Annotated in this window: 21 protein-coding genes; 11 read left to right on the plus strand and 10 right to left on the minus strand. The window is 71.6% G+C overall.

The window, feature by feature from the left end; all coding sequences use genetic code 11:
- Window positions 1-47: 47 nt before the first annotated feature.
- From ABT137_RS20450 to galU, 5 genes are all read right to left on the minus strand, one after another.
- A complete protein-coding gene (locus tag ABT137_RS20450; RefSeq protein ID WP_351710758.1) occupies window positions 48-719 on the minus strand; it encodes a GNAT family N-acetyltransferase in 672 nt (223 codons plus the stop codon).
- Between the two features lie 20 nt (window positions 720-739).
- Window positions 740-1,276 (minus strand): MogA/MoaB family molybdenum cofactor biosynthesis protein, encoded by a 537-nt coding sequence (locus ABT137_RS20455; protein WP_351710759.1) that lies wholly within the window; start codon window positions 1,274-1,276, stop codon window positions 740-742.
- The gene (moaC, locus tag ABT137_RS20460) at window positions 1,273-1,785 is read right to left on the minus strand and encodes a cyclic pyranopterin monophosphate synthase MoaC (RefSeq protein WP_351710761.1); all 513 of its coding nucleotides are present in this window, start codon (window positions 1,783-1,785) and stop codon (window positions 1,273-1,275) included. The genes ABT137_RS20455 and moaC overlap by 4 nt, the downstream gene beginning before the upstream one ends.
- Window positions 1,786-2,006: 221 nt before the next feature.
- A complete protein-coding gene (glp, locus tag ABT137_RS20465; RefSeq protein WP_351710763.1) occupies window positions 2,007-3,329 on the minus strand; it encodes a molybdotransferase-like divisome protein Glp in 1,323 nt (440 codons plus the stop codon).
- Window positions 3,326-4,237, minus strand: a complete 912-nt coding sequence (gene galU, locus ABT137_RS20470; RefSeq protein WP_351710765.1) for a UTP--glucose-1-phosphate uridylyltransferase GalU — start codon at window positions 4,235-4,237, stop codon at window positions 3,326-3,328. Before galU ends, glp begins: the two co-directional genes overlap by 4 nt.
- 137 nt (window positions 4,238-4,374) lie before the next feature.
- On the opposite strand from galU, the gene ABT137_RS20475 reads away from it, so the two are divergent.
- Window positions 4,375-4,953, plus strand: coding sequence for a 5-formyltetrahydrofolate cyclo-ligase (locus ABT137_RS20475; protein ID WP_502984552.1), 579 nt, complete (start codon window positions 4,375-4,377; stop codon window positions 4,951-4,953).
- An 80-nt stretch (window positions 4,954-5,033) separates the two neighbouring features.
- Here ABT137_RS20475 and ABT137_RS20480 read toward each other — a convergent pair whose 3' ends face one another.
- Window positions 5,034-7,796 carry a penicillin acylase family protein gene (locus ABT137_RS20480; RefSeq protein WP_351710769.1) on the minus strand — a complete coding sequence of 921 codons (2,763 nt, stop codon included), beginning with the start codon at window positions 7,794-7,796 and terminating at the stop codon, window positions 5,034-5,036.
- 197 nt (window positions 7,797-7,993) lie between these two features.
- Here ABT137_RS20480 and ABT137_RS20485 point away from each other — a divergent pair, with 197 nt between their 5' ends.
- The 6 genes from ABT137_RS20485 (at window position 7,994) to mscL (ending at window position 13,882) form a co-directional block, all read left to right on the plus strand.
- On the plus strand, window positions 7,994-9,571 hold the full coding sequence (locus ABT137_RS20485; protein ID WP_351710771.1) for a potassium/proton antiporter: 1,578 nt from the start codon (window positions 7,994-7,996) through the stop codon (window positions 9,569-9,571).
- Between the two features lie 277 nt (window positions 9,572-9,848).
- Window positions 9,849-11,141 carry an MFS transporter gene (locus ABT137_RS20490; protein ID WP_351710773.1) on the plus strand — a complete coding sequence of 431 codons (1,293 nt, stop codon included), beginning with the start codon at window positions 9,849-9,851 and terminating at the stop codon, window positions 11,139-11,141.
- 67 nt (window positions 11,142-11,208) lie between these two features.
- The gene (locus ABT137_RS20495) at window positions 11,209-11,538 is read left to right on the plus strand and encodes an FmdB family zinc ribbon protein (RefSeq protein ID WP_351710775.1); all 330 of its coding nucleotides are present in this window, start codon (window positions 11,209-11,211) and stop codon (window positions 11,536-11,538) included.
- Between the two features lie 113 nt (window positions 11,539-11,651).
- Window positions 11,652-12,485, plus strand: a complete 834-nt coding sequence (locus ABT137_RS20500; protein WP_351710777.1) for an S-methyl-5'-thioadenosine phosphorylase — start codon at window positions 11,652-11,654, stop codon at window positions 12,483-12,485.
- A gap of 194 nt (window positions 12,486-12,679) precedes the next feature.
- Entirely contained in the window at window positions 12,680-13,276 is a 597-nt protein-coding gene (locus ABT137_RS20505) for a CpaB family protein (protein ID WP_351710779.1), read from the plus strand.
- A 129-nt stretch (window positions 13,277-13,405) separates the two neighbouring features.
- Window positions 13,406-13,882, plus strand: a complete 477-nt coding sequence (gene mscL / locus ABT137_RS20510; RefSeq protein WP_351710781.1) for a large conductance mechanosensitive channel protein MscL — start codon at window positions 13,406-13,408, stop codon at window positions 13,880-13,882.
- 28 nt (window positions 13,883-13,910) lie between these two features.
- Here the strand turns inward: mscL and ABT137_RS20515 are convergent, their stop codons facing one another.
- Window positions 13,911-14,087, minus strand: a complete 177-nt coding sequence (locus ABT137_RS20515) for a hypothetical protein (RefSeq protein ID WP_351710783.1) — start codon at window positions 14,085-14,087, stop codon at window positions 13,911-13,913.
- A 149-nt stretch (window positions 14,088-14,236) separates the two neighbouring features.
- On the opposite strand from ABT137_RS20515, the gene ABT137_RS20520 reads away from it, so the two are divergent.
- The 4 genes from ABT137_RS20520 to ABT137_RS20535 all read left to right on the plus strand — a co-directional run bounded on the left by ABT137_RS20520 (window position 14,237) and on the right by ABT137_RS20535 (window position 18,935).
- Window positions 14,237-15,475: a low temperature requirement protein A gene (locus tag ABT137_RS20520; RefSeq protein ID WP_351710785.1), complete on the plus strand. Its 1,239-nt coding sequence runs from the start codon at window positions 14,237-14,239 to the stop codon at window positions 15,473-15,475.
- Window positions 15,476-15,525: 50 nt separating this feature from the next.
- A complete protein-coding gene (locus ABT137_RS20525; RefSeq protein WP_351710787.1) occupies window positions 15,526-16,551 on the plus strand; it encodes a P1 family peptidase in 1,026 nt (341 codons plus the stop codon).
- 250 nt (window positions 16,552-16,801) lie between these two features.
- The gene (locus tag ABT137_RS20530) at window positions 16,802-18,031 is read left to right on the plus strand and encodes a L,D-transpeptidase (protein WP_351710789.1); all 1,230 of its coding nucleotides are present in this window, start codon (window positions 16,802-16,804) and stop codon (window positions 18,029-18,031) included.
- Window positions 18,032-18,188: 157 nt separating this feature from the next.
- Complete coding sequence (locus ABT137_RS20535; RefSeq protein ID WP_351710791.1) at window positions 18,189-18,935, plus strand: DUF6227 family protein; 747 nt, start codon at window positions 18,189-18,191, stop codon at window positions 18,933-18,935.
- Window positions 18,936-18,955: 20 nt separating this feature from the next.
- Here ABT137_RS20535 and ABT137_RS20540 read toward each other — a convergent pair whose 3' ends face one another.
- The 3 genes from ABT137_RS20540 to pfkB form a co-directional block, all read right to left on the minus strand.
- Entirely contained in the window at window positions 18,956-19,207 is a 252-nt protein-coding gene (locus tag ABT137_RS20540) for a hypothetical protein (protein WP_351710793.1), read from the minus strand.
- Between the two features lie 116 nt (window positions 19,208-19,323).
- Entirely contained in the window at window positions 19,324-21,390 is a 2,067-nt protein-coding gene (locus ABT137_RS20545; RefSeq protein ID WP_351710795.1) for a PTS fructose transporter subunit IIABC, read from the minus strand.
- Between the two features lie 256 nt (window positions 21,391-21,646).
- The gene (pfkB, locus tag ABT137_RS20550) at window positions 21,647-22,594 is read right to left on the minus strand and encodes a 1-phosphofructokinase (RefSeq protein WP_351710962.1); all 948 of its coding nucleotides are present in this window, start codon (window positions 22,592-22,594) and stop codon (window positions 21,647-21,649) included.
- Window positions 22,595-22,613: the final 19 nt, after the last annotated feature.

The following is a 22,613-nucleotide window of genomic DNA, read 5'->3' on the forward strand; positions in this document are numbered from 1 at the left end:
GACGGTCAAGAACCGATCAATTTCGAACACGTATTCAATTTGTTCGGCTAGCCGGGATTCCCTGGTGTGTTCTGCGGATTGCGCGGGCCGTTCGGAGTGCCGGTCGGGCCCGGTGCCTTCGCGGACGCGCTCTGGGAGCGTGCCCGTTGCCAGCGGCCGAGCAACCCCTCGGGCACCTCTTCCGCGGTGAGGGCGAAGACGAGGTGGTCGCGCCAGGCGCCGTCGATGTGGAGATAACGCGGCCGCAGCCCCTCCTCACGGAATCCGAGTTTCTCCACGACCCGGCGGCTGGGCCGGTTCTCGGGGCGAATACAGACCTCGATGCGGTGCAGACCAACGGTGCGGAAACAGTGGTCCACCACGAGCGCGACGGCCGTCGGCATCACCCCGCGGCCGGCCACCGACTGGTCCACCCAGTAGCCGACGTGTCCCGAGCACATCGACCCCCAGGTGATCCCGGCGACGGTCAACTGCCCGACCAGGCGCCCCTGGTACTCGATGACGAACGGCAGCATGCGGCCGCCGTTCGCCTCGGACCGCAGGTGCCGGACCATCTGCCGGTAGGTCGGCCGGTGCGCGATCGGCCCGCTGGGCGTGGGCGGCGGGATGGTCGCCTCCCAGGGGCGCAGCCAGTCCCGGTTGCGCCGGTTGACCTCCCGCCAGGCCCGCTGGTCACGCACCCTTATGGGCCGGAGGACGACGTCGCCGTCCACCAGCACGACGGGCCAGGACAGGCTGTTCAGCTCGCACCCCCACTGCTCGGTCTGGGGTGGTCGCCGCCGCGGATCTGGTCGACGGCGTGCGCCAGCAGCGGTTCCAGGACGGCGAGGCCGTCCCGCACCCCGCCGGTGGACCCCGGAAGGTTGACGATCAGTGTGCGGCCCGCCACTCCGGCCAGGCCCCGGGAGAGCGCGGCGGTGGGCACCTTCTCCCGTCCGAACGCCCGGACGGCCTCGGCGATGCCCGGCACCTCGTAGTCGAGCACCGCGCGGGTCGCCTCGGGCGTGCGGTCCGTGGGCGAGACACCGGTGCCGCCGGTGGTGACCACGACGTCGTACCCGGCCTCGACCCCGGCGCGCAGCGCGGCCGCCACGGGCTCCCCGTCGGGCACGACCCGCGGCCCGTCCACGCTGAACCCGAGGCCCGCCAGGCCCGCCGCGACCAGCGGTCCGCCCTTGTCCTCGTAGACACCGGCGGCGGCCCGGTTGGACGCGGTCACGACCAGCGCGCGATACGGCGCGCGCGGCGCACCGTCGGCGGACGGCCCGGCGTTCACGCCCGGCTCCAGTCGCCCGACTTCCCGCCTGTCTTCTCCTCCACGCGTACGTCCGTGATGACCGCTCCCTTGTCGACCGCCTTGACCATGTCGATCACGGTGAGCGCCGCGACGGAGACCGCCGTGAGCGCCTCCATCTCGACACCCGTGCGGTCCGTCGTCCGCACCGTGGCCAGGATCTCCACCGCGTCGTCCGCGACCGCCAGATCCAGTTTCACACCGGAGAGGGCCAAGGGGTGACACAGCGGGATCAGGTCCGGGGTGCGTTTGGCCCCCATGATCCCGGCGATGCGCGCGGTGGCGAGGGCGTCGCCCTTCGGAACGCCGTCGCCGCGCAGCAACTCGACCACGCGGGGCGAGACGAGGACACGTCCGCTGGCGCGGGCGGTGCGCGCGGTCACGTCCTTGTCCGACACGTCGACCATGCGGGCGGCACCCGCGTCGTCGAGGTGCGTCAGTCGGTCTGGCACAGAGGGTCCGGGGGTGTCTCCCCGGAAGGGCTCAGTCATGCTGTGTGGCGCTCCCGGTCCTGGCCCGTCGCGGTGCGGCGGTCGGGCCTGCTGTGCGCGACACGGTACCGCCAAGACGGCACGCACCTGCGGGCAGGACCGCCCGGCGGACGGGTACGCGTGCGTCTGAGGGGGCGTCCTGCGGACGGGTACGCGCGCGGGCACGTCCGGCGGACACCCGCCGGGCGGACAGGACACCGGTCAGCCGAACAGGACACCCGTCAGCCGAGCAGGACGACCTCGACGTCGGTGCCGGGCTCGACGGACTCCACGTCCTCGGGTACGACGATCAGCGCGTCGGCGTGGGCCAGGGCCGCGATCAGGTGCGAGCCTGCGCCGCCCACGGCGGTCACCTCGCCGTCGGCGTACGCCCCGCGCAGGAACTGCCTGCGCCCCTTGGGCGAGCTCAGCGCCTTGCCGGCCCTGAGGGTCGCCGTGGTACGGGGCCGGTGGACGTCGCCGAGGCCCATCAGGGTGCGGATGGCGGGGCGGACGAACAGCTCGAAGGAGACGTACGACGACACGGGATTGCCCGGCAGCGCGAGCAGGGGCGTGTGGTCGGGGCCGATGGAGCCGAAGCCCTGGGGCTTGCCGGGCTGCATGGCGAGCTTGCGGAAGTCGATGCCGCTGCCCGGCTCGTCCTCGTCGCCGACGTGCGCCAGGGCCTCCTTGACGACGTCGTACGCCCCCACGCTGACACCCCCGGTGGTGACCAGCAGGTCGGCGCGGACGAGCTGGTCCTCGATCGTGGCGCGCAGGGTCTCGGCGTCGTCGACGACGGCGCCCACCCGGTAGGCGATGGCACCCGCGTCCCGGGCGGCGGCGGTGAGGGCGAAGCTGTTCGAGTCGTAGATCTGGCCGCTGCCGAGCGCCTCGTCGGGCTGGACGAGTTCGCTGCCGGTGGAGACGACGACCACGCGCGGGCGCGGGCGCACGCGTGCCGTGCCGCGGCCGATCGCGGCGAGCAGCGCGATCTGCGGCGGGCCGAGGACGGTGCCGGCCGCCAGGGCGAGGTCGCCGGCCTTCACGTCGCTGCCCCGCGCGCGTACGTGCGCGCGTGCCTCGGCCGGCCGGTGCACCCGCACGTGCCCCTCGGCGCCCTCGGGCGCGAGGCTGCGCGCCCGCATCCCGGCGACCGGCCCCTCGCCGAGTCCGCCGTCGGTCCACTCCACGGGGACGACGGCCTCGGCGCCGGGCGGCAGCGGGGCGCCGGTCATGATGCGGACCGCCTGGCCGGGGCCCACCGGGGTCAGCTCGGCCGCGCCCGCCGCGACGTCCCCGACGACCTCCAGGACGGCCGGGAACTCCTCGCTCGCGCCCGCCACGTCCGCGACCCGTACCGCGTACCCGTCCATGGAGCTGTTGTCGAACGGCGGCAGCGACAGAGGCACCGTGACGTCGTCGACCAGGACGCAGCCCTGGGCGTCGAGGAGTTGCAGCTCGATGGGTTCCAGGGGGCGGACGGTGGCGAGGATGTCCTCCAGGTGCTCGTCCACCGACCACAGGTGGTCCGGACCGGCGGGGCGGGTCGCGGTGCTGCTCAACTCTGTTGCATCTCCTCGGCTACGTAACTGCGAAGCCAGGTCCGGAAGTCCGGGCCCAGGTCTTCACGTTCGCACGCGAGCCGGACAATGGCACGCAGATAGTCGCCGCGGTCGCCGGTGTCATAGCGGCGCCCCTTGAAGACGACGCCGTGCACGGGGCCGCCGACCTTCTCGTCCTGCGCGAGCTGCTGGAGGGCGTCGGTCAGCTGGATCTCGCCGCCCCGGCCCGGCTCGGTGCGCCGCAGTATGTCGAAGACGTGCGGGTCGAGGACGTAGCGGCCGATCACCGCGTAGCTGGACGGGGCGTCCGCCGGATCCGGCTTCTCGACCAGGCCGGTCACCTTGACGACGTCGCTGTCGGCGGTGGTCTCCACGGCCGCGGAGCCGTAGAGGTGGATCTGCTCGGGGTCGACCTCCATGAGCGCGATCACGCTGCCGCCGTGCTGCTCCTGGACCTCGATCATGCGCTGGAGCAGGGGGTCGCGGGGGTCGATCAGGTCGTCGCCGAGCAGGACGGCGAAGGGCTCGTGGCCCACGTGCGGGGCGGCGCAGAGCACGGCGTGCCCGAGGCCCTTGGGGTCGCCCTGGCGGACGTAGTGCATGGTGGCCAGGTCGCTGGACTCCTGCACCTTGGCGAGCCGGCCGGCGTCGCCCTTCTTCTGGAGCGCCGATTCCAGCTCGTAGTTGCGGTCGAAGTGGTCTTCCAGGGGACGCTTGTTGCGTCCGGTGATCATGAGGACGTCATCGAGCCCCGCCGACACGGCCTCCTCGACCACGTACTGGATCGCCGGCTTGTCGACGACCGGCAGCATCTCCTTGGGAGTGGCCTTGGTGGCCGGCAGGAACCGGGTGCCGAGGCCCGCCGCGGGAATGACAGCCTTGCTGATCCTGGGGTGCGACTGAGTCATGTCCGCAACCTTATCCGGTGCCTTTGTGGAGAATCTGAGGCTCCGGGCAATTGGCACTCATATGAGCGGATTGGGGAAGGGTGCGGGAACGACCTGTGGAGCACGATGGACCTGGGGCTGAGAGTGACAAGCGAACGTTGCGCCGAGAATTCCTCGGGGTGAGGAACAGGTTGACGACGGATGTCGTCAGGGAGGCGGCCGACGCACTGGCCGGGCACGCACTGGAACTGCCCGAGTTGGCGCGTGCGCGCACGGTGGCGGCGTACGTCTCGGTCAAGAACGAGCCCGGCACGCTCGCGCTGCTGGACGCGCTGGTCACGCGGGGGGTGCGCGTCCTGCTCCCCGCGCTGCTGCCGGACCACGACCTGGACTGGGGCGCGTACGCCGGGGAGGGTTCCCTCGCCCGCGTCCAACACGGCGGGAAGATGGCGCTGTTCGAACCCTCCGGTGAACGCCTCGGGCCGGACGCCGTGCTCCGCGCGGACGTCGTGCTGCTGCCGGGGCTCGCGGTGGACGCGCGCGGGATGCGCCTGGGGCGCGGCGGAGGGTCGTACGACCGGGTGCTGGCGCGTCTGGAGCGCGCGGGCGCGCGCCCGGCGCTCGTGGTGCTGCTGTACGACACCGAGGTCGTCGAGCGGGTGCCCGCCGAGGCGCACGACCGGCCGGTGCAGGCGGTGGTGACGCCGTCGGGGGTGCGCCGGTTCGCAAGCCCCTGAGCCACTCTCAGCCGCTCTCATGCGAAACGGCCCTCCACGCACGCGTGGAGGGCCGTTTCGGCGGCGGGTGACCGTCGGGCTCAGGGTTTGAGTACGAGGGTGTCGCTGGTGCTCTTGTCGACCGCCTTGTCCGAGAACGACCACGGGAGCAGTTCGCCGTCGGCCCACTTGCTCGTCTGGTCGGTGTAGTGGGAGCTGAAGGCGTGGCCGGAGGCTCCGGTGAGGTTGATCCACTTGGATTTGTCCAGGTCGTCGAGGTTGACGACCATCCGCATGGACGGCACCCACACGACGCCGTAGCCGCCGGCGGCGTTCCAGCCGGTCGCGTCGACCGTGGCCTCGCCGCCGCTGAGCTTCCAGGGGCCGCGGTTGAGGATGTACTGGACGACGGCCGGGCCGTCGGTGCCCAGGGTCTGGTTCTTCAGGAACAGGCGGTGCAGCCGGCCCCAGCTCCAGGTGTCGATGTCCTTGCCGAGCTTGGCGGTCAGCTCCCAGCGGGCGTCGATCATGGCGCGCTTGAACAGCTCGTCCATGTTGTCGGCCTTAGGACGGTCACCCGCGCCGGCGGGCGTCTTCCACCAGTCGCTGTTCGGCTTGTCCATGAGGTTGCGGACCACCTCGAACCAGCGGTCGCCGCCGTCCGGCTGGGCCTGGTCGGCGTCGCGCTCGCCGCACTCGCGCACCTTGGTGTCCTCGTCCACCGGACCGGTGCTGTCGACCCTGTCGACCCACAGGCACTGACCCTTGACCCGCAGCTCCTTGGGCAGCTTGTTGCCGAAGGCGAGCTTGAGGATGTTGCGCCAGACCGCGTTGAAGTAGGCCGCGGCCGCCGAGTCGGCGTCCTGGGTGTAGTCCCAGCCCTCAAGGAGCTTCTGTGCCTCGCGGACGTCCTTGTCGTCGAGGTTGATCTTCAGCAGCTTGGGCACCAGCAGCTTGGCGATCTCGCTGCTGTTGTCCGTCTGCATCTGACGCATGTCGTCGGTGGAGATCTTGCCGCCGTCCTTGATCTTCGACTCGATCAGGTCGGTGATGCGCTGGCTGCGGGTGCCGTAGCCCCAGTCCGTGGTGAGCGTGTAGGGGTACTTGTCCTTGTCGATCACGGCCTGGTTAGCGGTGACGATGTAGCCGCGCTTCGGGTTGTACTCGTAGGGCAGCTCGTCCTGCTTGATGAAGCCGGTCCACTTGTACTTGGAGTCCCATCCCGGCGCCGGGATGGAGCCGTCGTCCACCGACGAGCGCGTGGGGATCCTGCCGGGCAGGGTGTAGCCGATGTTGTTCTTGGTGTCGGCGTAGATCAGGTTCTGCGAGGGCACGTCGAACTGGGCGGCCGCGTCCCGGAAGGAGCTCCAGTCGGACGCCTTGTCGAGGGCGAAGACGGCGTCCATGGTGGTGCCCGGGTCCAGGGCGGTCCATCTCAGGGCGATGCCGTAGCCGTCGCCGCGGTCGGGCGCCGCGGTGTCGACGCTCGCCTTCTTGCCGACCTGGACGAGTTCGTCGTCGCGGTCGGACAGCAGCGGCATGCCGTCGGCGGTCTGGCGTACGACGATCTTCTTGGACGCGCCGCCGGCGACCTTGATGGTCTCCGTCCGGGTCGTGAAGGGCTTGGTCTTGCCGTCGTACAGGTAGCCGTCGCCGGAGAGCTTCTCCAGGTAGAGGTCGGTGACGTCGACCCCGGAGTTGGTCATGCCCCAGGCGATGTCCGCGTTGTGGCCGATGACCACGCCGGGCATGCCGGCGAAGGTGTAGCCGGTGACGTCGTACTGGCACTTGCTGGAGATCGTGGTGCAGTGCAGGCCCATCTGGTACCAGACGGACGGCAGCGACGCCGACAGGTGCGGGTCGTTGGCGAGCAGCGGCTTGTTGGTGATGGTGTACTTGCCCGAGACGACCCAGGAGTTGGAGCCGATGCCCTGACCGTTCACGCCGACGGCCGTGGGGACGTCGTCCAGGACGTTGTAGAGGCTCTCCAGCTGGCTCGTGAGCGCCGAACCGGTGGACGACGAGGTCGAGGAGCCGCTCGTGTCCGTCGAGGTCCCGGAGCCGCTCGTGGAGTCGCTCTGCTCGAACGTCTTGGTGACCTCGTCGTACTGGCCCTCCTGGACGATCGGCTGGTTGCGGCTGTACGGGTAGTCCGGGTACAGGTCCTTGATCTGCTGCGGGCCGAGACGGCTGGTCATCAGGGCGCGGTCGATCTCGTCGTCCATGTTGCCGCGCAGGTCCCAGGCCATCGCCTTCAGCCAGGAGACCGAGTCGACGGGGGTCCACTGTTCGGGCTTGTAGTCGTTGACGAACCCGAGGGCCGCGTACTCCAGGGAGATGTCCTTGCCGTCCTTGCCCTGGAGGTAGGCGTTGACCCCCTTGGAGTAGGCCTGGAGGTACTTCTTCGTGGAGTCCGACAGTTTGGTGTCGTACTCCTCCTTCGCGACCCGGTCCCAGCCCATGGTGCGCAGGAACTCGTCGTTCTTCACCTGGCCCTTGCCGAACATCTCCGACAGGCGCCCGGAGGTCATGTGGCGGCGCACGTCCATCTCGTAGAACCGGTCCTGCGCCTGGACGTAGCCCTGCGCCATGAACAGGTCCTCGTCGGTCGAGGCGTAGATCTGCGGGATGCCGTAACCGTCCCGCTTCACCGTCACGGGCCCGGAGAGACCTTCGAGCGTGATCGAACCCTTGGTCTGCGGGAAGGACGCGCGGACCGTGCTGACCGACCAGTACGCCCCGTAGAAGACGCCACCGACTACGGCCAGGACGAGCACCAGCACGATCAGTCGGGCTCTGCGCCCCTTCTTCCTGCCGGACTTGCCAGGCTTGTCACCCGATGTGGCGGTGGTGTTGGGGGGCATCGCTGTCCTTGCTGTCCTAACGCGAGCGGCAGACGGGCATGTGCATTTGACTGAGCGCTGGAGCAACCATAGGCGCAGGGCCTCACGCCACTTGACCCGGAGTGGGGAACCGGCAAGCACGGGCGTTCGATCTTGCCGCGGGAAACGTCAAGAAAGCGTCAAGAGTTAGGTAAGGTAACGAAGTACTTGGGTGCGGAGTGCCGCACTCTCGGTCCTGTGTACGTGAGCTTCCGCGTCGCCCGCGCGCGAGCCAAGGAAGGGAACCGCCGCTGAATGTCCACCACCTCAACCAGCTCCTGCTCGTCTGCTCCGTGGTCCTGCTCGTCGCCGTCGCGGCCGTCCGGATCTCCTCGCGCAGCGGGCTCCCCAGCCTGCTCGTGTACCTGGGGATCGGCGTCCTCATGGGCCAGGACGGCATCGGCGACATCCACTTCGCCAACGCCGAACTGACCCAGGTCATCGGATACGCGGCCCTGGTCGTGATCCTGGCCGAGGGCGGTCTCGGCACGAAGTGGAAGGAGGTCGAACCCGTCCTGGCGTCCGCCTCCATGCTGGCCCTCGTCGGGGTCGGGGTGAGCGTCGGCGTCACCGCCGCGGGCGCGCACTACCTGGTCGGACTGGAGTGGCGGCAGGCGCTCATCATCGGCGCGGTGGTGTCCTCCACGGACGCGGCGGCGGTCTTCTCGGTGCTCCGGCGCATTCCGCTGCCCGCGCGCGTGGCGGGCACCCTGGAGGCGGAGTCCGGCTTCAACGACGCCCCGGTGGTCATCCTGGTCGTCGCCCTCTCCACCGCGGGCCCGGTCGAGCACTGGTACGTCCTGGTGGGCGAGATAGCCATGGAACTGGCCATCGGCGCGGGCATAGGCCTCGCGGTCGGCTGGCTCGGCTCCTGGGGCCTCAGGCACGTCGCGCTGCCCGCCTCCGGCCTCTACCCGATCGCCGTGATGGCCATCGCGGTCACCGCGTACGCCGCCGGCGCGCTGGCGCACGGCAGCGGCTTCCTCGCGGTCTACCTGGCCTCCATGGTGCTCGGCAACGCCAAGCTGCCGCACTGGCCGGCCACCCGCGGTTTCGCCGAGGGGCTCGGCTGGATCGCCCAGATCGGCATGTTCGTCCTGCTCGGCCTGCTGGTCACCCCGCACGAGCTCGGTGACGACATCGTGCCCGCCCTCGTCATCGGGCTGGCGCTCACCATGGTGGCGCGTCCGGTGAGCGTGGTCGTCAGCCTCGCGCCGTTCCGGGTGCCCTGGCCGGAGCAGACCCTGATGTCCTGGGCCGGGCTGCGCGGCGCCGTGCCCATCATCCTGGCGACGATCCCCATGGTGAACGGCGTCGACACCAGCCACCGGATCTTCAACATCGTCTTCGTCCTGGTCGTCGTCTACACCCTCGTCCAGGGGCCGACGCTGCCCTGGCTGGCCCGCAAGCTGCGGCTCGGCGAGGGGCCGGAGGCCGCCGACCTCGGCATCGAGTCCGCGCCCCTGGAGCGGCTGCGCGGGCATCTGCTGTCCGTGTCGATCCCCGAGGGCTCCCGGATGCACGGCGTGGAGATCAACGAGCTGCGGCTGCCCGCCGGAGCCGCCGTCACCCTGGTCGTCCGCGAAGGAAAATCGTTTGTCCCGCTGCCCGCGACGGTGCTGCGGCGCGGCGACGAACTCCTCGTGGTCGCCACCGACCCGGTGCGGGACGCCGCGGAACGGCGGCTGCGCGCGGTCGGCCACGGGGGCAAGCTGGCGGGCTGGCTGGGCACGAACGGGACGGCGGGCGTGCGTTAAAGGCACGTTTCAGATAGTTCACACCTCAGGTAATCGCAGGTGAACGACCCTCACGGTGCTGGTTTTCACAGGTGTACCGGGCTTTCACCCCTGTACGATGAAAGCACCTGATCGAACCAACTCTGCCTGACGCAGAGCTGGCGCGACCGTATGGCGGCCGGAACGCTCTTCGCAGTGAATGCCGGTATCTACCGCAGTTCCGCGCAAGAGGACAGCTCTCGGCACCGCCCCCGCATCCGGAGGGGCCGCGCTACCAGGCGGCAGAAAGGCACGGGCCGTGGCATCCACGGTCACCACCGAGCCGTCGGAGAACCCGGCGGCGCCGTCCCGCCCGGGATACGGACAGCTGCTGCGCACCCGCGGCGCCTGGACGTTCCTGCTCCCCGGTTTCGCGGCGCGCCAGCCGTTCGCGATGCTCACCATCTCCATCGTGCTGCTCGTGCAGCACACCACCGGCTCGTACGGCGCCGCGGGCGCCGCGGCGGCCGTCACCGGCGTCTCCATGGCCCTGTTCGCGCCCTACAGCGGCCGCCTGGCCGACCGCTACGGGCAGCGCGCGGTGCTGGTCCCCGGCGTCCTCGTGCACACACTGTCGGGCCTCGCCCTGACGGCGCTCGCGCTGGCGCACGCGCCCCTGTGGGCACTGTTCGCGGCGGCCGTGCCGACCGGCGCCTCGGTGCCGCAGGTCGGCCCCATGGTGCGCGCCCGCTGGGGCGTGCAGCTCCAGGACTCCCCGCTGATGTCCACCGCGGCCGCCTTCGAATCCGTCACCGACGAGCTCACCTTCGTGTTCGGCCCGCTGCTCGCGACCGCCCTGTGCACCACCGTGGCCCCGGCCGCCGGCCTGGTCACGGAGGCCGCGCTGACCCTGGCCGGCGGTCTGCTGTTCGCCGCCCGGAAGAGCACCCAGCCCCAGGTGACCGGCGTCGGCCACGCGCGCGTGCGGCACGCCTCCGCGCTCCGTGTCCCGGGCGTACGCGTGCTGGTCGTCGCCTTCCTGGGCATCGGCTCCGTCTTCGGCGGCATGCAGGTCTCCCTCGCCGCCTTCACCGAGTCGATCGGCGAGCCCGGCCTGAACGGCGTCCTGTACGGCACCTTCGCCGCGGGGAACATGCTCTCCGGCATCGTCTGCGGCGCGCTCGCCTGGAAGGCCGCCCCGCACCGGCGCCTGGTCGTCGGCTACGCGGCGCTCGCGCTGACCGCGTCGGCGCTGTGGACGTCCCACTCGGTGCTCGTCCTGGCCGGTCTCGGCCTGCTGGTCGGCATGTCCATCGCGCCCGCCCTGATCACCGGCTACACGCTGGTCGAGGGCCTGGTCCCGGCCGGCGCCCGCACGGAGGCGTTCACCTGGCTGACCGGCGCGGTGGCGCTCGGCCAGGCGGCCGCGGTCACGGTCGCCGGCCAGCTGGAGGACCGGCTGTGGGGCGGCGCCGGGTTCCTGGTGCCGATGGCGGGGACCCTGCTCGCCCTGGTGACCCTCCTGGCGCTGCGTTCGCGGCTCGTCACCCGGCCCCGGAACCGTACGGTCGCACGTGGCGTCGGTCACCGCGTACCGCTGACGGTGGACTGATCCTCAGGAATACGTCACTATGGACCGTCGTTAGCACTCACTGAGTGAGAGTGCCAGGAGGAAGACAGTGCCGACCTACCAGTACCAGTGCACCGAGTGCGGCGAGGGCCTCGAGGCGGTGCAGAAGTTCACCGATGACGCCCTGACCGAGTGCCCCAACTGCGGTGGCCGCCTGAAGAAGGTGTTCTCCGCGGTCGGCATTGTCTTCAAGGGCTCGGGCTTCTACCGCAACGACAGCCGCGGCTCCTCGTCGAGCAGCAGCCCCGCGTCCAAGTCGGGCTCCACCTCGTCGAGCACGTCGTCCGACTCGAAGTCGTCCGACTCGAAGGCCTCCGACACGAAGTCGTCGTCCTCGACGTCGTCCTCGTCGGGCTCGGCCAGCAGCTCCGCCGCCTGAGACCTCACCCCTCGGACCCCGTTGTCGAGCGACAACGGGGTCCGAGGCGTTCCCGGACACCGGCCCCTGCCCGCCCGGGCGCCCGCTCCGGGCAGCCAGCTAGTGTGCTGCGCATGGTGAACGCAGAGATCGGCGTAATCGGCGGTTCCGGCTTCTACTCGTTCCTCGACGACGTGACCGAGATCCAGGTCGACACGCCCTACGGGCCGCCCAGCGACTCCCTCTTCCTCGGCGAGATCGCCGGCCGCCGGGTCGCCTTCCTGCCCCGCCACGGACGCGGCCACCATCTGCCGCCGCACCGCATCAACTACCGCGCCAACCTCTGGGCGCTGCGCTCCGTCGGGGTGCGCCAGGTGCTCGGCCCCTGCGCGGTGGGCGGCCTGCGCCCCGAGTACGGCCCGGGCACGCTGCTCGTACCGGACCAGCTGGTGGACCGTACGAAGTCCCGGGCGCAGTCGTACTTCGACGGGCTGCCGCTGCCCGACGGCGCCGTGCCGAACGTGGTGCACGTCTCGCTGGCCGACCCCTACTGCCCCACCGGCCGGGCGGCGGCACTGAAGGCGGCGCGCGGCCGGGAGTGGGAGCCGGTGGACGGGGGCACGCTGGTGGTGGTCGAGGGGCCGCGCTTCTCGACTCGCGCCGAATCGCTGTGGCACCAGGCACAGGGCTGGTCGGTGGTGGGCATGACCGGTCACCCCGAGGCGGCGCTCGCCCGTGAGCTGGAGCTCTGCTACGCGTCGCTGACGCTGGTCACGGACCTGGACGCGGGCGCCGAGACCGGTGAGGGCGTCTCGCACGACGAGGTGCTGCAGGTGTTCGCGGCCAACGTGGACCGGCTGCGGGGCGTGCTGTTCGACGCGGTGGCGGCCCTGCCGGAGAACACGGCACGGGACTGCCTGTGCACGAACGCGCTCGGCGGCATGGACCCGGGGTTCGAGCTGCCGTAGCGCGTGCCGCACCGCGGGGCTTTCCACAGGGGCTTTCCACAGGGGCTTTCCGCGGGGCGGATGCGGGCGGAACTCCTCGTTCGGGTGGCCGAGTTGTCCACAACCGGCCGGTAGCCCACCGGCTCCGGCGGGTTTCGGCGCGAGACCTCATCGTGGTCTCGCAAGCCGATTCCTCGTCGCAGGTGGTGATCCCCATGTCCGTTCCCCCCTCCCTGTCCCCCGCCTTCCCCCCTCCCCTCCGTGTCCCGCGCCCGCTGGGCACGGACGCCCCCGCCACCTGCGAGGTCCCGCACTTCGAACCGGTGCGGGTACGCGGCGGGCGGTATCGGCTGGACCGGCTGCTGCGCCACCGCAGCCGGGCCCTGGCGGCCGGCCTCGCGGTCACGGCGGCGGCGCTCGTCGCGGCGGGACCGCGTACCGCCCTCGACCCCCTGCGGGCCGAGCCGCCCCGGGGACACCCGGCCGTCACCCGGCCCACCCAGCCGGTACGACGGCACGCCCCGCCCGTGGACATGGTGACGGCACCGGTGCGGATCGCCGACGCGGCCACCGTCCGGCTGCTGCGCCCCGGCGACCGGGTGGACGTCATCGCCGCCGGGGATCCGGCGGCGGGCGGGGAGGCCCGGGTGATCGCGCGCGGAGTGCGCGTGACGAGGCTGCCGGAGCCGGTCGACGCGGCCGCGGAGAGCGGGGCGCTGGTCGTGCTCTCGGTCCCGCGGGCCACCGCGGCACAACTGGTCGGCGCGAGCGCCACGGCGCGGCTGGCGGTGACCCTGTGCCAAACAATCTGAGGCGATTTTCCGGACGCTTTGTGTCAAGTCGCTCGTTCGAGCCGCCGGATTGGGCTCAATGGCCGCACGGTGCCGTAGGTTGCGGAGCGCTTTGTTCCACACCCTGTGCATGTGAGGAGAGTCCCCGAGGTGAGCGCGAAGAAGGAACCGAGCGTCTGGCATGGCTTCAAGGCCTTCCTGATGCGCGGAAACGTCGTCGATCTGGCAGTCGCGGTGGTCATCGGCGCCGCCTTCACCAACATCGTCAACTCGGTGGTGAAGGGGCTCATCAACCCGCTGGTCGGCGCGATCGGCACGAAGAACCTCGACAGCTACAGTTCGTGCCTGAAGGACCCGTGCCTGCTCAACGCGGACGGCACGGTGAAGAGCGGCATCCCGATCATGTGGGGCTCGGTCCTGGGCGCCACGCTCTCCTTCGTGATCACCGCGGCGGTCGTGTACTTCCTGATGGTCCTGCCGATGGCGAAGTACCTGTCCCGGGTGGAGGCCCGCCGGAAGGCGCGGGAGGGCACGCACGAGGTGGTCGAGGTGACCGAGCTGGAGGTGCTGAAGGAGATCCGCGACGCCCTGGTGGCGCAGCGCGGAAACGGTCACATCCAGCGTTAGCGACGCTGCGGGCGGTCGCGCGGGCGGCTCAGAGGTGGTGGGGCGGCTTCTCGTCGAGGAAGCGCCTGAGGTCGGCCGCGGAGTCACCCTCCGGGCGGTCGCCCCAGCCCCGGTCCGTGTCGTCCGCCGACTGCCGGTCGAGGGGGTCGTCGAAGATCAGCGCGGGCTTCGGGTCGCGCGGCGCGGGCTCGGGGGCGGTGGTCATGTCTCAAGACTACGGCGCCCCCGGTTCGGGCCCGCCCGAGCCGCCGGGCAACGGCCCGGGTCCCGCCGCCCGCCGTGTCGCCCGTCGTGTCGCCCGCCGTCCTGCGACTCCGTTCGCTGGCCGGTCCTCTTTTCTGCTGTGCTGGACACATGACGTCGAGTTCTCCTCCCGCCCCCGCCCCTCAGCACACGCCCCAGCCCCTGCGGCCACTGCGCCGGCTCACCGCGCGCGGGCGCGACGAGGGCCACCGGGTGGCCTCACCTCTGGAGCTCTTCTTCGACCTGTGTTTCGTGGTGGCCATCGCGCAGGCGGGCGTGGAGTTGGTGCACGCCGTCGCGGCGGGGCACGCGGGCGAGGGCGTCCTGAACTACGCGATGCTGTTCTTCGCCATCTGGTGGGCGTGGATGAACTTCACCTGGTTCTCCTCCGCGTACGACAACGACGACGTGCTCTACCGGATCGTCACCCTGATCCAGATCGCCGGTGTCCTGGTGCTGGCGGCCGGTGTCTCGCGGGGCTTCGCCGACCACGACTACCTGGCGGTCCTGCTGGGCTACGTGATCATGCGGCTGGCGATGGTCGCACAGTGGCTGAGAGCCGCGCGAGGGGCCCGGGGCGCGGAGCGGACCATGGCGCTCCGGTACGCGGGCGGGGTGCTGCTGTGCCAGGTCGGCTGGGCCGGCCTGGTGGTGCTGCCGGTGCCCGCGCGCCCCTGGGTGTTCCTGGTGATGGCGATCGCCGAGATGTGCGTACCGCTGTACGCGGAGAAGGACTCCACGACCTCCTGGCACCCGCACCACATCGCCGAACGGTACGGGCTGTTCACGATCATCGTGCTCGGCGAGACGATCGCGGCGGCGACGGTCGCCGTGAAGTCGGCCGTGGCCGAGCACGACGCGCTGAGCGAGCTGCTGCCGATCGCGGCGGGCGGCCTGCTGATCGTCTTCTCGGCGTGGTGGATCTACTTCGTGGTGCCGATCCACGGCCACCTGCGCTCCAACCGCGAGTCGTTCCTGTGGGGGTACGGCCACTACCTGATCTTCGCGTCGGCGGCCTCGATCGGCGCGGGGCTGGAGGTGGCCGTCGAGGAGGCGGTCGGCAAGGCGCACATCTCGACGACGGCCGCGGCGGCGGCGGTGACCGTGCCGACGGCGCTGTACCTGCTGACCGTGTGGGCGCTGCACTCGCGGCACTTCAAGGTGGGTCTCGCCCAGCAGCTGGTGCTGCCGGTGACGGCGCTGCTGGTGGTCTGCTGCACGTTCCTGGGCGACTGGGCGGTGCCGGCGGCGGGCGTCGTGTCGGCGCTGTCGGTGGCGACCGGCACCACTCTGACGGCGCGCACGGCCGGCCGCGAGCGCCCCGCACAGGCGGCCTCGGCCGCCTCCTGACCGGTCCGGGACCGCCCCGGGCCGGGCTGGGCTCGGCCAGACTGGCCGTCATGACAGTTGACGCATTGACGGACGTGGCCGGACTGCGGGTGGGGCACGCCACCCGCACCGGCGAGGGCTGGCTCACCGGTACCACGGTCGTCCTCGCCCCCGAGGGCGGCGCGGTGGCCGCCGTGGACGTGCGGGGCGGGGGCCCGGGCACCAAGGAGACGGACGCGCTCGACCCGCGCAACCTGGTGCAGCGGGTGGAGGCGGTCGTGCTCACGGGCGGCAGCGCGTACGGGCTCGACGCGGCGTCCGGGGTGATGGCCTGGCTGGAGGAGCGGGGGCGCGGGGTGCGGGTGGGGCCGGATCCGGCGCATGTCGTGCCGGTGGTGCCCGCCGCCTGTGTCTTCGATCTCGGGCGGGGCGGGGACTTCCGGGCCCGGCCGGACGCGGCGACGGGGCGGGCCGCGGTGGAGGCGGCCGCGGCGAGCGAGCCGGGCGCCCGGGTGCCGGAGGGGTGCGTGGGCGTGGGTACGGGCGCCGCGGCCGGGGCGGTGAAGGGCGGGGTGGGCAGCGCGAGCACTGTGCTGGACTCGGGGATCACGGTGGCCGCGCTGGTGGTGGCCAACGCGGCCGGCGCGGTCCATGATCCGGAAACGGGGGTGCTGTACGGGGAGTTGTTCCAGGGGCGCGTGGCGTATCCCGAGGAGCGGGTGCACGAGGCCGCGCGCCGGCGGCTCGCCGAGACCGCCGCCCGGAACGGGCTGCCGCCGCTCAACACGACGCTCGCGGTGGTCGCGACCGATGCCGGACTCTCCAAGGCGCAGGCGCAGAAGCTGGCCGGGACGGCGCACGACGGGATCGCGCGCGCCGTGCGGCCGGTGCACCTGCTGCACGACGGGGACACGGTGTTCGCGCTGGCGACGGGCGCGCGCCCGCTCGACGCGGGCCCGCTCGCGCTCAACGAGATCCTCGCGGCCGGCGCGGACCTGGTGACCCGCGCGATCGTGCGGGCCGTGCGGGCCGCCGGGTCGGTCGACGGGCCGGGCGGGGTGTGGCCGTCGTACAGCGAGTTGTACGGGGAGTCGTAGGGGCAAGTTGCAGGGGCAAGGTGCAGGGACCGTTGTACGGGGCGCGCCGACGACGGCGGTACGGGACCGTGCTGACGTCGGCCGGGGCGCGCCCGGAACCTTGCGCGTAGCTGTCGATTGTCCTGGTTCTGTCACGTGATGGCGTTCGCGGGCGCCGGAGGGAACCCCGAGGGGGGCCTCCGGCCTCTTTCTCCACGCACTGGAGCGGATCACGCACATCGCAAGAACTCACAAGAACCTGGAGCAGCCCGTGACATCGCCGGACATTGCAGCGCGGCGCGCACTGGGGGCCTGTGCCGCCCTGATGGTCGGCGCCCTCACCCTCACCGCCTGCGGCGGCAACGCCAACGCCAACGACAAGAGCGACGTCGGCAAGGGCGGGCAGGACACCGCCGCGAAGACGTCGGTCGCGAAGATCGTGATCTCGGCGAAGGACGGTTCGACCGGCGCGTCCATCAACACGACCGGCGTGCAGGTCAGCGAAGGGAAGCTGACCGACGTCAAGATGACCGTGGCGGGGTCGGGGCAGGCCGTGGACGGCACCCTCTCGGCGGACGGCAGCACCTGGAAGCCGAAGGAGCAGCTGGAGCGCGGCACGAAGTACGAGATATCGGCGACCGCCAAGGACTCCAAGGGGCTCACCGCGGCGGCCAACTCCATCTTCACCACGGTCAACTCGGCGAACAGCTACATCGGCACGTACACGCCGGACAACGGGACGACGGTCGGCGTGGGGATGCCGGTGTCGTTCAACTTCGACAAGGTCATCACCGACAAGAAGGCCGTGCAGTCGCACATCACGGTCACGTCCAGCAGCGGCCAGCAGGTGGTGGGGCACTGGTTCGGGGCGCAGCGGCTGGACTTCCGGCCGCAGGACTACTGGAAGGCCGGCTCCAAGGTCACGATGAAGATCGACCTGGACGGGGTCGAGGGCGCGAACGGCGTCTACGGGGTGCAGAAGAAGACGGTGTCGTTCACCGTCGGCCGTTCGCAGGTCTCCACGGTGGACGCGAACACGCAGACCATGACGGTGATGCGCGACGGCAAGCTCCTCAAGTCGGTGCCGGTGTCCACGGGCAGCCCCGAGCACACGACGTACAACGGGCAGATGGTGATCTCCGAGAAGTTCACCCAGACCCGGATGAACAGCCAGACGGTCGGTCTGGGCGGGGAGTACGACATCCCGGACGTGCCGCACGCGATGCGGCTGACGACGTCGGGGACGTTCATCCACGGCAACTACTGGTACAACAAGGGCAACCCGCCGTTCGGGCGCGAGGGCACCAGTCACGGCTGCGTGGGGATGGCGGACGTGCAGGGCGCGCAGGGTGACACGACGGCCAAGTGGTTCTACGACAACTCGCTCATCGGGGACGTCGTGATCGTGAAGAACTCCCCCGACAAGACCGTGCAGCCGGACAACGGGCTCAACGGGTGGAACCTGTCGTGGAGCGAGTGGACCGCCGGAAGTGCCGTCTGACCGGCACCTTTTGACTGATCGTCGGGTCGCGCGGGAACTTTTCGCGCGGCCCGCGCGTTTTCCCGGCGTACGTTTTCTCGGTTCCCGGACATGATGTCCGACCGAGGGGCTACGGTATGCACCCACAAGGTGACATGCAGCAACGCCGGGAGAAACCTTGAGCGTTCCGTACGAGACGGCAGCGTACGAACCAGCCGAGTCGCCCGAGTCTCCGGAGGAGCACCTCGCGCGACTCCTCGGCCGTGCCCTGAACTCCTTCGAACTGCCCGACGAGGCCATCAGGCAGCTGGACTGCGCGCTGGCGCACGACAGTTCGCTGCACTCCGCGCACCACAGTGCGGGGCTGCACCGGGAGACGTACCGGCACACCTGGCTGCTGGCCGACGGCTCCGCGGTCACGCTGTGGGAGCTGGTGCACAACACCGTGCCGGGCGGTGACCCGCAGCACGAGGTGTACGTCGACGAGGAGGAGTTGCGGGCCGCGACCGCGCGGCTGCCGTTGCCGCCGGACACCCCGGACTTCGAGCTGCCGGTGCTGGTGACGCTGGTGCCGGTCCCGGAGCCCCGGCACGTGTACGTGCCGGACGACTCGGCGGACCACGCGCGCCGGCTGCTGCGCCGTGCGGAGAACCCCGACCGGCCGGGCGCGGCGACGGCCGAGGCGCTGTCGGCGGCGTTCGCGCACCAGATCACCCAGGCGTTCGGACGGCCGGGGCGGACGGGCAGGCCGGGGGCGACCTTCTCGCTCTACGAGCACGCGTTCCTGCTGCGGGACGGCCAGGAGCTGTCCCTGTGGGAGGTCGAGCACACGGCGACGCCGGACGGTCGGCACATGTGCGAGGTGTACCCGTCGGAGGACGCGGCCAGGGACGCGATGGAGCGGCGGGCGGCGCGGCGGGGGTAGCCCGCCCCCTGCCGGAAGGCTCAGCGGCCGCCGAGTCTGCGGACCAGGCCGGCGAAGGCGTCCTGCTCGGCGGGGGTCAGTTCGACGGCTTCCCGGGGCGGAGCGGCCTCGTACTGGTGCGGGAAGGCGGGAAGAGCGCGCGCGGCGTGCCAGGCGAGGGCCTCGCGGCGGTTGCGGCGCAGCAGGCGCGTCACGACGGCCGCCCAGGCGACGGTCGCCAGGGTGAGCGCGGCCATGCCGATCAGCTGGAGGGTCGATACGTGCGCGGGCATACGCCCCAGTACACACCACGGTCCGGGACTTTGGTCCCGGACCGTGACGTATCTCGCAGGTGCCGTGAACAACTCACAGCGAATCAAAGGGACAAGACGGCCGGGCGGTGCGGAGGTCAGGCCGCGACCGGCTGCTTGGCCTCCTTCGCGGTGGCGGCCGTCCCGGCGGCGGAGCCGCCCGCCGCGGCCTGCTGGGCCGGCTTGCGCAGGCCCTTGAGGAGGACCACCAGGGCCGTGGTGACGCAGACACCGGCGGCGATGGCGATCAGGTAGAGGAACGGGTTGCCGATCAGCGGGACCACGAAGATGCCGCCGTGCGGGGCGCGCAGGGTGGCCCCGAAGACCATCGACAGGGCGCCGGTGATGGCGCCGCCCACCATCGAGGAGGGGATGACCCGCAGCGGGTCGGCGGCCGCGAACGGGATCGCGCCCTCGGAGATGAAGGAGGCGCCCAGCACCCAGGCGGCCTTGCCGTTCTCGCGCTCGGTCTCGGTGAAGAGCTTGCCGCGCACGGTGGTCGCCAGAGCCATCGCCAGCGGCGGGACCATGCCGGCCGCCATGACCGCCGCCATGATCTTCATCGCGGAGTCACTGGGGTTGGAGACCGCGATACCGGCGGTGGCGAAGGTGTACGCGACCTTGTTGACGGGGCCGCCGAGGTCGAAGCACATCATCAGGCCGAGCAGGGCGCCGAGCAGGACGGCGTTGGAGCCGGAGAGGCCGTTCAGCCAGTCGGTCATGCCCTTCTGGGCGGAGGCGATGGGCTTGCCGACGACGACGAACATCAGGAACCCGACGATCGCCGTGGAGATCAGCGGGATCACCACCACCGGCATGATGCCGCGCAGCACCTTCGGGATGTTGATCTTCTGGATCGCCATCACCACGCCACCGGCCAGCAGACCGGCGACCAGGCCGCCGAGGAAGCCGGCGTTGATCTGGGAGGCGATCATGCCGCCCACGAAGCCGGGGACCAGGCCGGGCCGGTCGGCCATGCCGTAGGCGATGTAGCCCGCCAGGACCGGCACCAGGAAGCCGAAGGCGACGGCGCCGATCTGGAACATCAGGGCGGCCCAGCTGTCGGACTGCGTCCACACGAAGTGGTTGAGCACCGACGGCGCCGACTTGATCTCGTAGCCGCCGATCGCGAAGCCGAGCGCGATCAGCAGACCGCCGGCCGCGACGAACGGCACCATGTAGCTCACGCCGGACATCAGCCACTTGCGCAGCTTGGTGCCGTAGCCCTCACCGGCCTCGCCCGCCCGCTCCACCGGCGTGGCCGGTGCGGAGCCGGACGTCACCTCGCCGCGGGCCGCCTTGGCGCGGACCTCGCCGATCAGGTCGGCGGGGCGGTTGATGCCCGCCTTCACGCCGACGTCGACGGTCGGCTTGCCGGCGAAGCGGTCCTTGTCCCGGACGGGCACGTCGTGCGCGAAGATCACGCCGTCCGCCGCCGCGATGACCTCGGGGTCGAGCCGGGTGAAGCCGGCCGAGCCCTGCGTCTCGACGACGAGCTCGACGCCCGCGTCGCGGCCCGCGTTCTCCAGCGACTCGGCGGCCATGTAGGTGTGGGCGATGCCGGTGGGGCAGGAGGTGACGGCGACGATACGGAACGGGCGCTCGCCGGCCTCCGAGCCCGCGTCCTTGCCGGCCGCTGCGGTGCCGGCGGAGGCCGCCGCCGGCGCCGCAGCGGTGTTCTGAGAGGCGCTCGCAGCCGCCGCGCCCGTCGTGGGCGCGGGCGTCTCGTCGCCGCGGATCAGCGCGGCCGCCGTCGCCGCGTCGCCGACCGCCCGCAGCGCGTCCGTGAACTCGCTGTTCATCAGCTGGCGGGCCAGCGCGGAGAGGATCGTGAGGTGGGCGTCGTCGGCACCGGCGGGGGCCGCGATCAGGAAGATCAGGTCGGCCGGGCCGTCGGGGGCGCCGAAGTCGACGCCGGCGGCGCTGCGCCCGAAGGCGAGCGTCGGCTCGGTGACGTGGGCGCTGCGGCAGTGCGGGATGCCGATGCCGCCGTCGAGGCCGGTCGGCATCTGGGCCTCGCGGGCGGCCACGTCGGCGAGGAAGCCCTCCAGGTCGGTCACCCGGCCCAGGGCCACCATGCGCTCGGCGAGGGCGCGCGCCGCCGCTTCCTTGGTATCGGCGGACAGGTCGAGATCGACCAGGTCCGCGGTGATCATGTCGCTCATCGCGGGCTCCTATGCACGCGTATCGCCCGGAGTGTGGGGTGGGCGGGTTCTTCGGGGACGGGGGTGCCGTGGGGGGCGGGATGGGAGGCGGGGCCGGGGAAGCCCCGCCTCCCGGGCACGGCGGGGCGGCTCAGGGTGCCCCGACGGCCCGTCGGCGCGGCGAGTAACGAGACGCCGTGCCGCTCCTGGGCCGGTTGTCGACGGGCGGCGCCGGGGAGGGGCGCGGCCGGGTCAGCGGTCGTACGGGTCTGGGTCTTCATGACACCGGCTCCGTCAGTTCGCGGTCCACGGGGACGACGTCGGCGACGGTCACCGCCGTGGGGTCCAGGTCGGCCGGGGTGGGCATCACGCTGCCGGGCAGCTGGACGGCGGCGGCGCCGTGCGCGACGGCGGAGGCGAGGGCCTTCGGGCCGCTGCCGCCGGCGATGAGGAAACCGGCGAGGGAGGAGTCGCCGGCGCCGACGTTGCTGCGGACGGTGTCCACGCGGGCGCTCGCGAACCAGGCGCCCTCGTCCTCCACGAGCAGCTGCCCGTCGGCGCCCAGGCTGGCGAGGACGGCGCGGGCACCCATGCCGCGCAGTTCCTCGGCCGCCTTCAGCGCGTCGCCCACCGTCGCCAGGGGGCGCCCGACGGCCTCCGCGAGCTCCTCGGCGTTCGGCTTCACCACGTCGGGCTGCGCGCGCACCGCTTCGAGCAGCGCGCGCCCCGAGGTGTCCAGCGCGATGCGTGCGCCCCCGGCGTGCGCCCGGGCGACGACATCGGCGTACCAGGAGGGCGCGAGCCCGCGCGGCAGGCTGCCGCAGCAGGCGATCCAGTCGGCGTCGCGGGACTGCTCGCGCACGGTCTCCAGGAGCAGTTCCTGCTCCTGGGCCGAGAGTTCCGGGCCCGGCGCGTTGATCTTGGTGAGCACCCCGTCGGACTCGGCGAGGGCGATGTTGGAGCGGGTGGCCCCGGCGACCGGGACCGGCGCGACCTCGATGCCCTGGGCGTCGAGCAGGTCGGCGACGAGCGCGCCCGGCGCGCCGCCCAGCGGCAGGACGGCGACCGTGCGCCGGCCGGCGGCGGCGACCGCGCGGGAGACGTTGACGCCCTTGCCGCCGGGGTCCATGCGCTCGCCGGAGGCGCGGATGACCTCGCCGCGCTCCAGGGCGGGGACCTCGTAGGTCCGGTCGAGGGAGGGGTTGGGGGTGACGGTGAGGATCATGCCGGTACCGATCGTGACG

Source organism: Streptomyces sp. NPDC001980 (assembly GCF_040296885.1).
Lineage (GTDB): Bacteria > Actinomycetota > Actinomycetes > Streptomycetales > Streptomycetaceae > Streptomyces.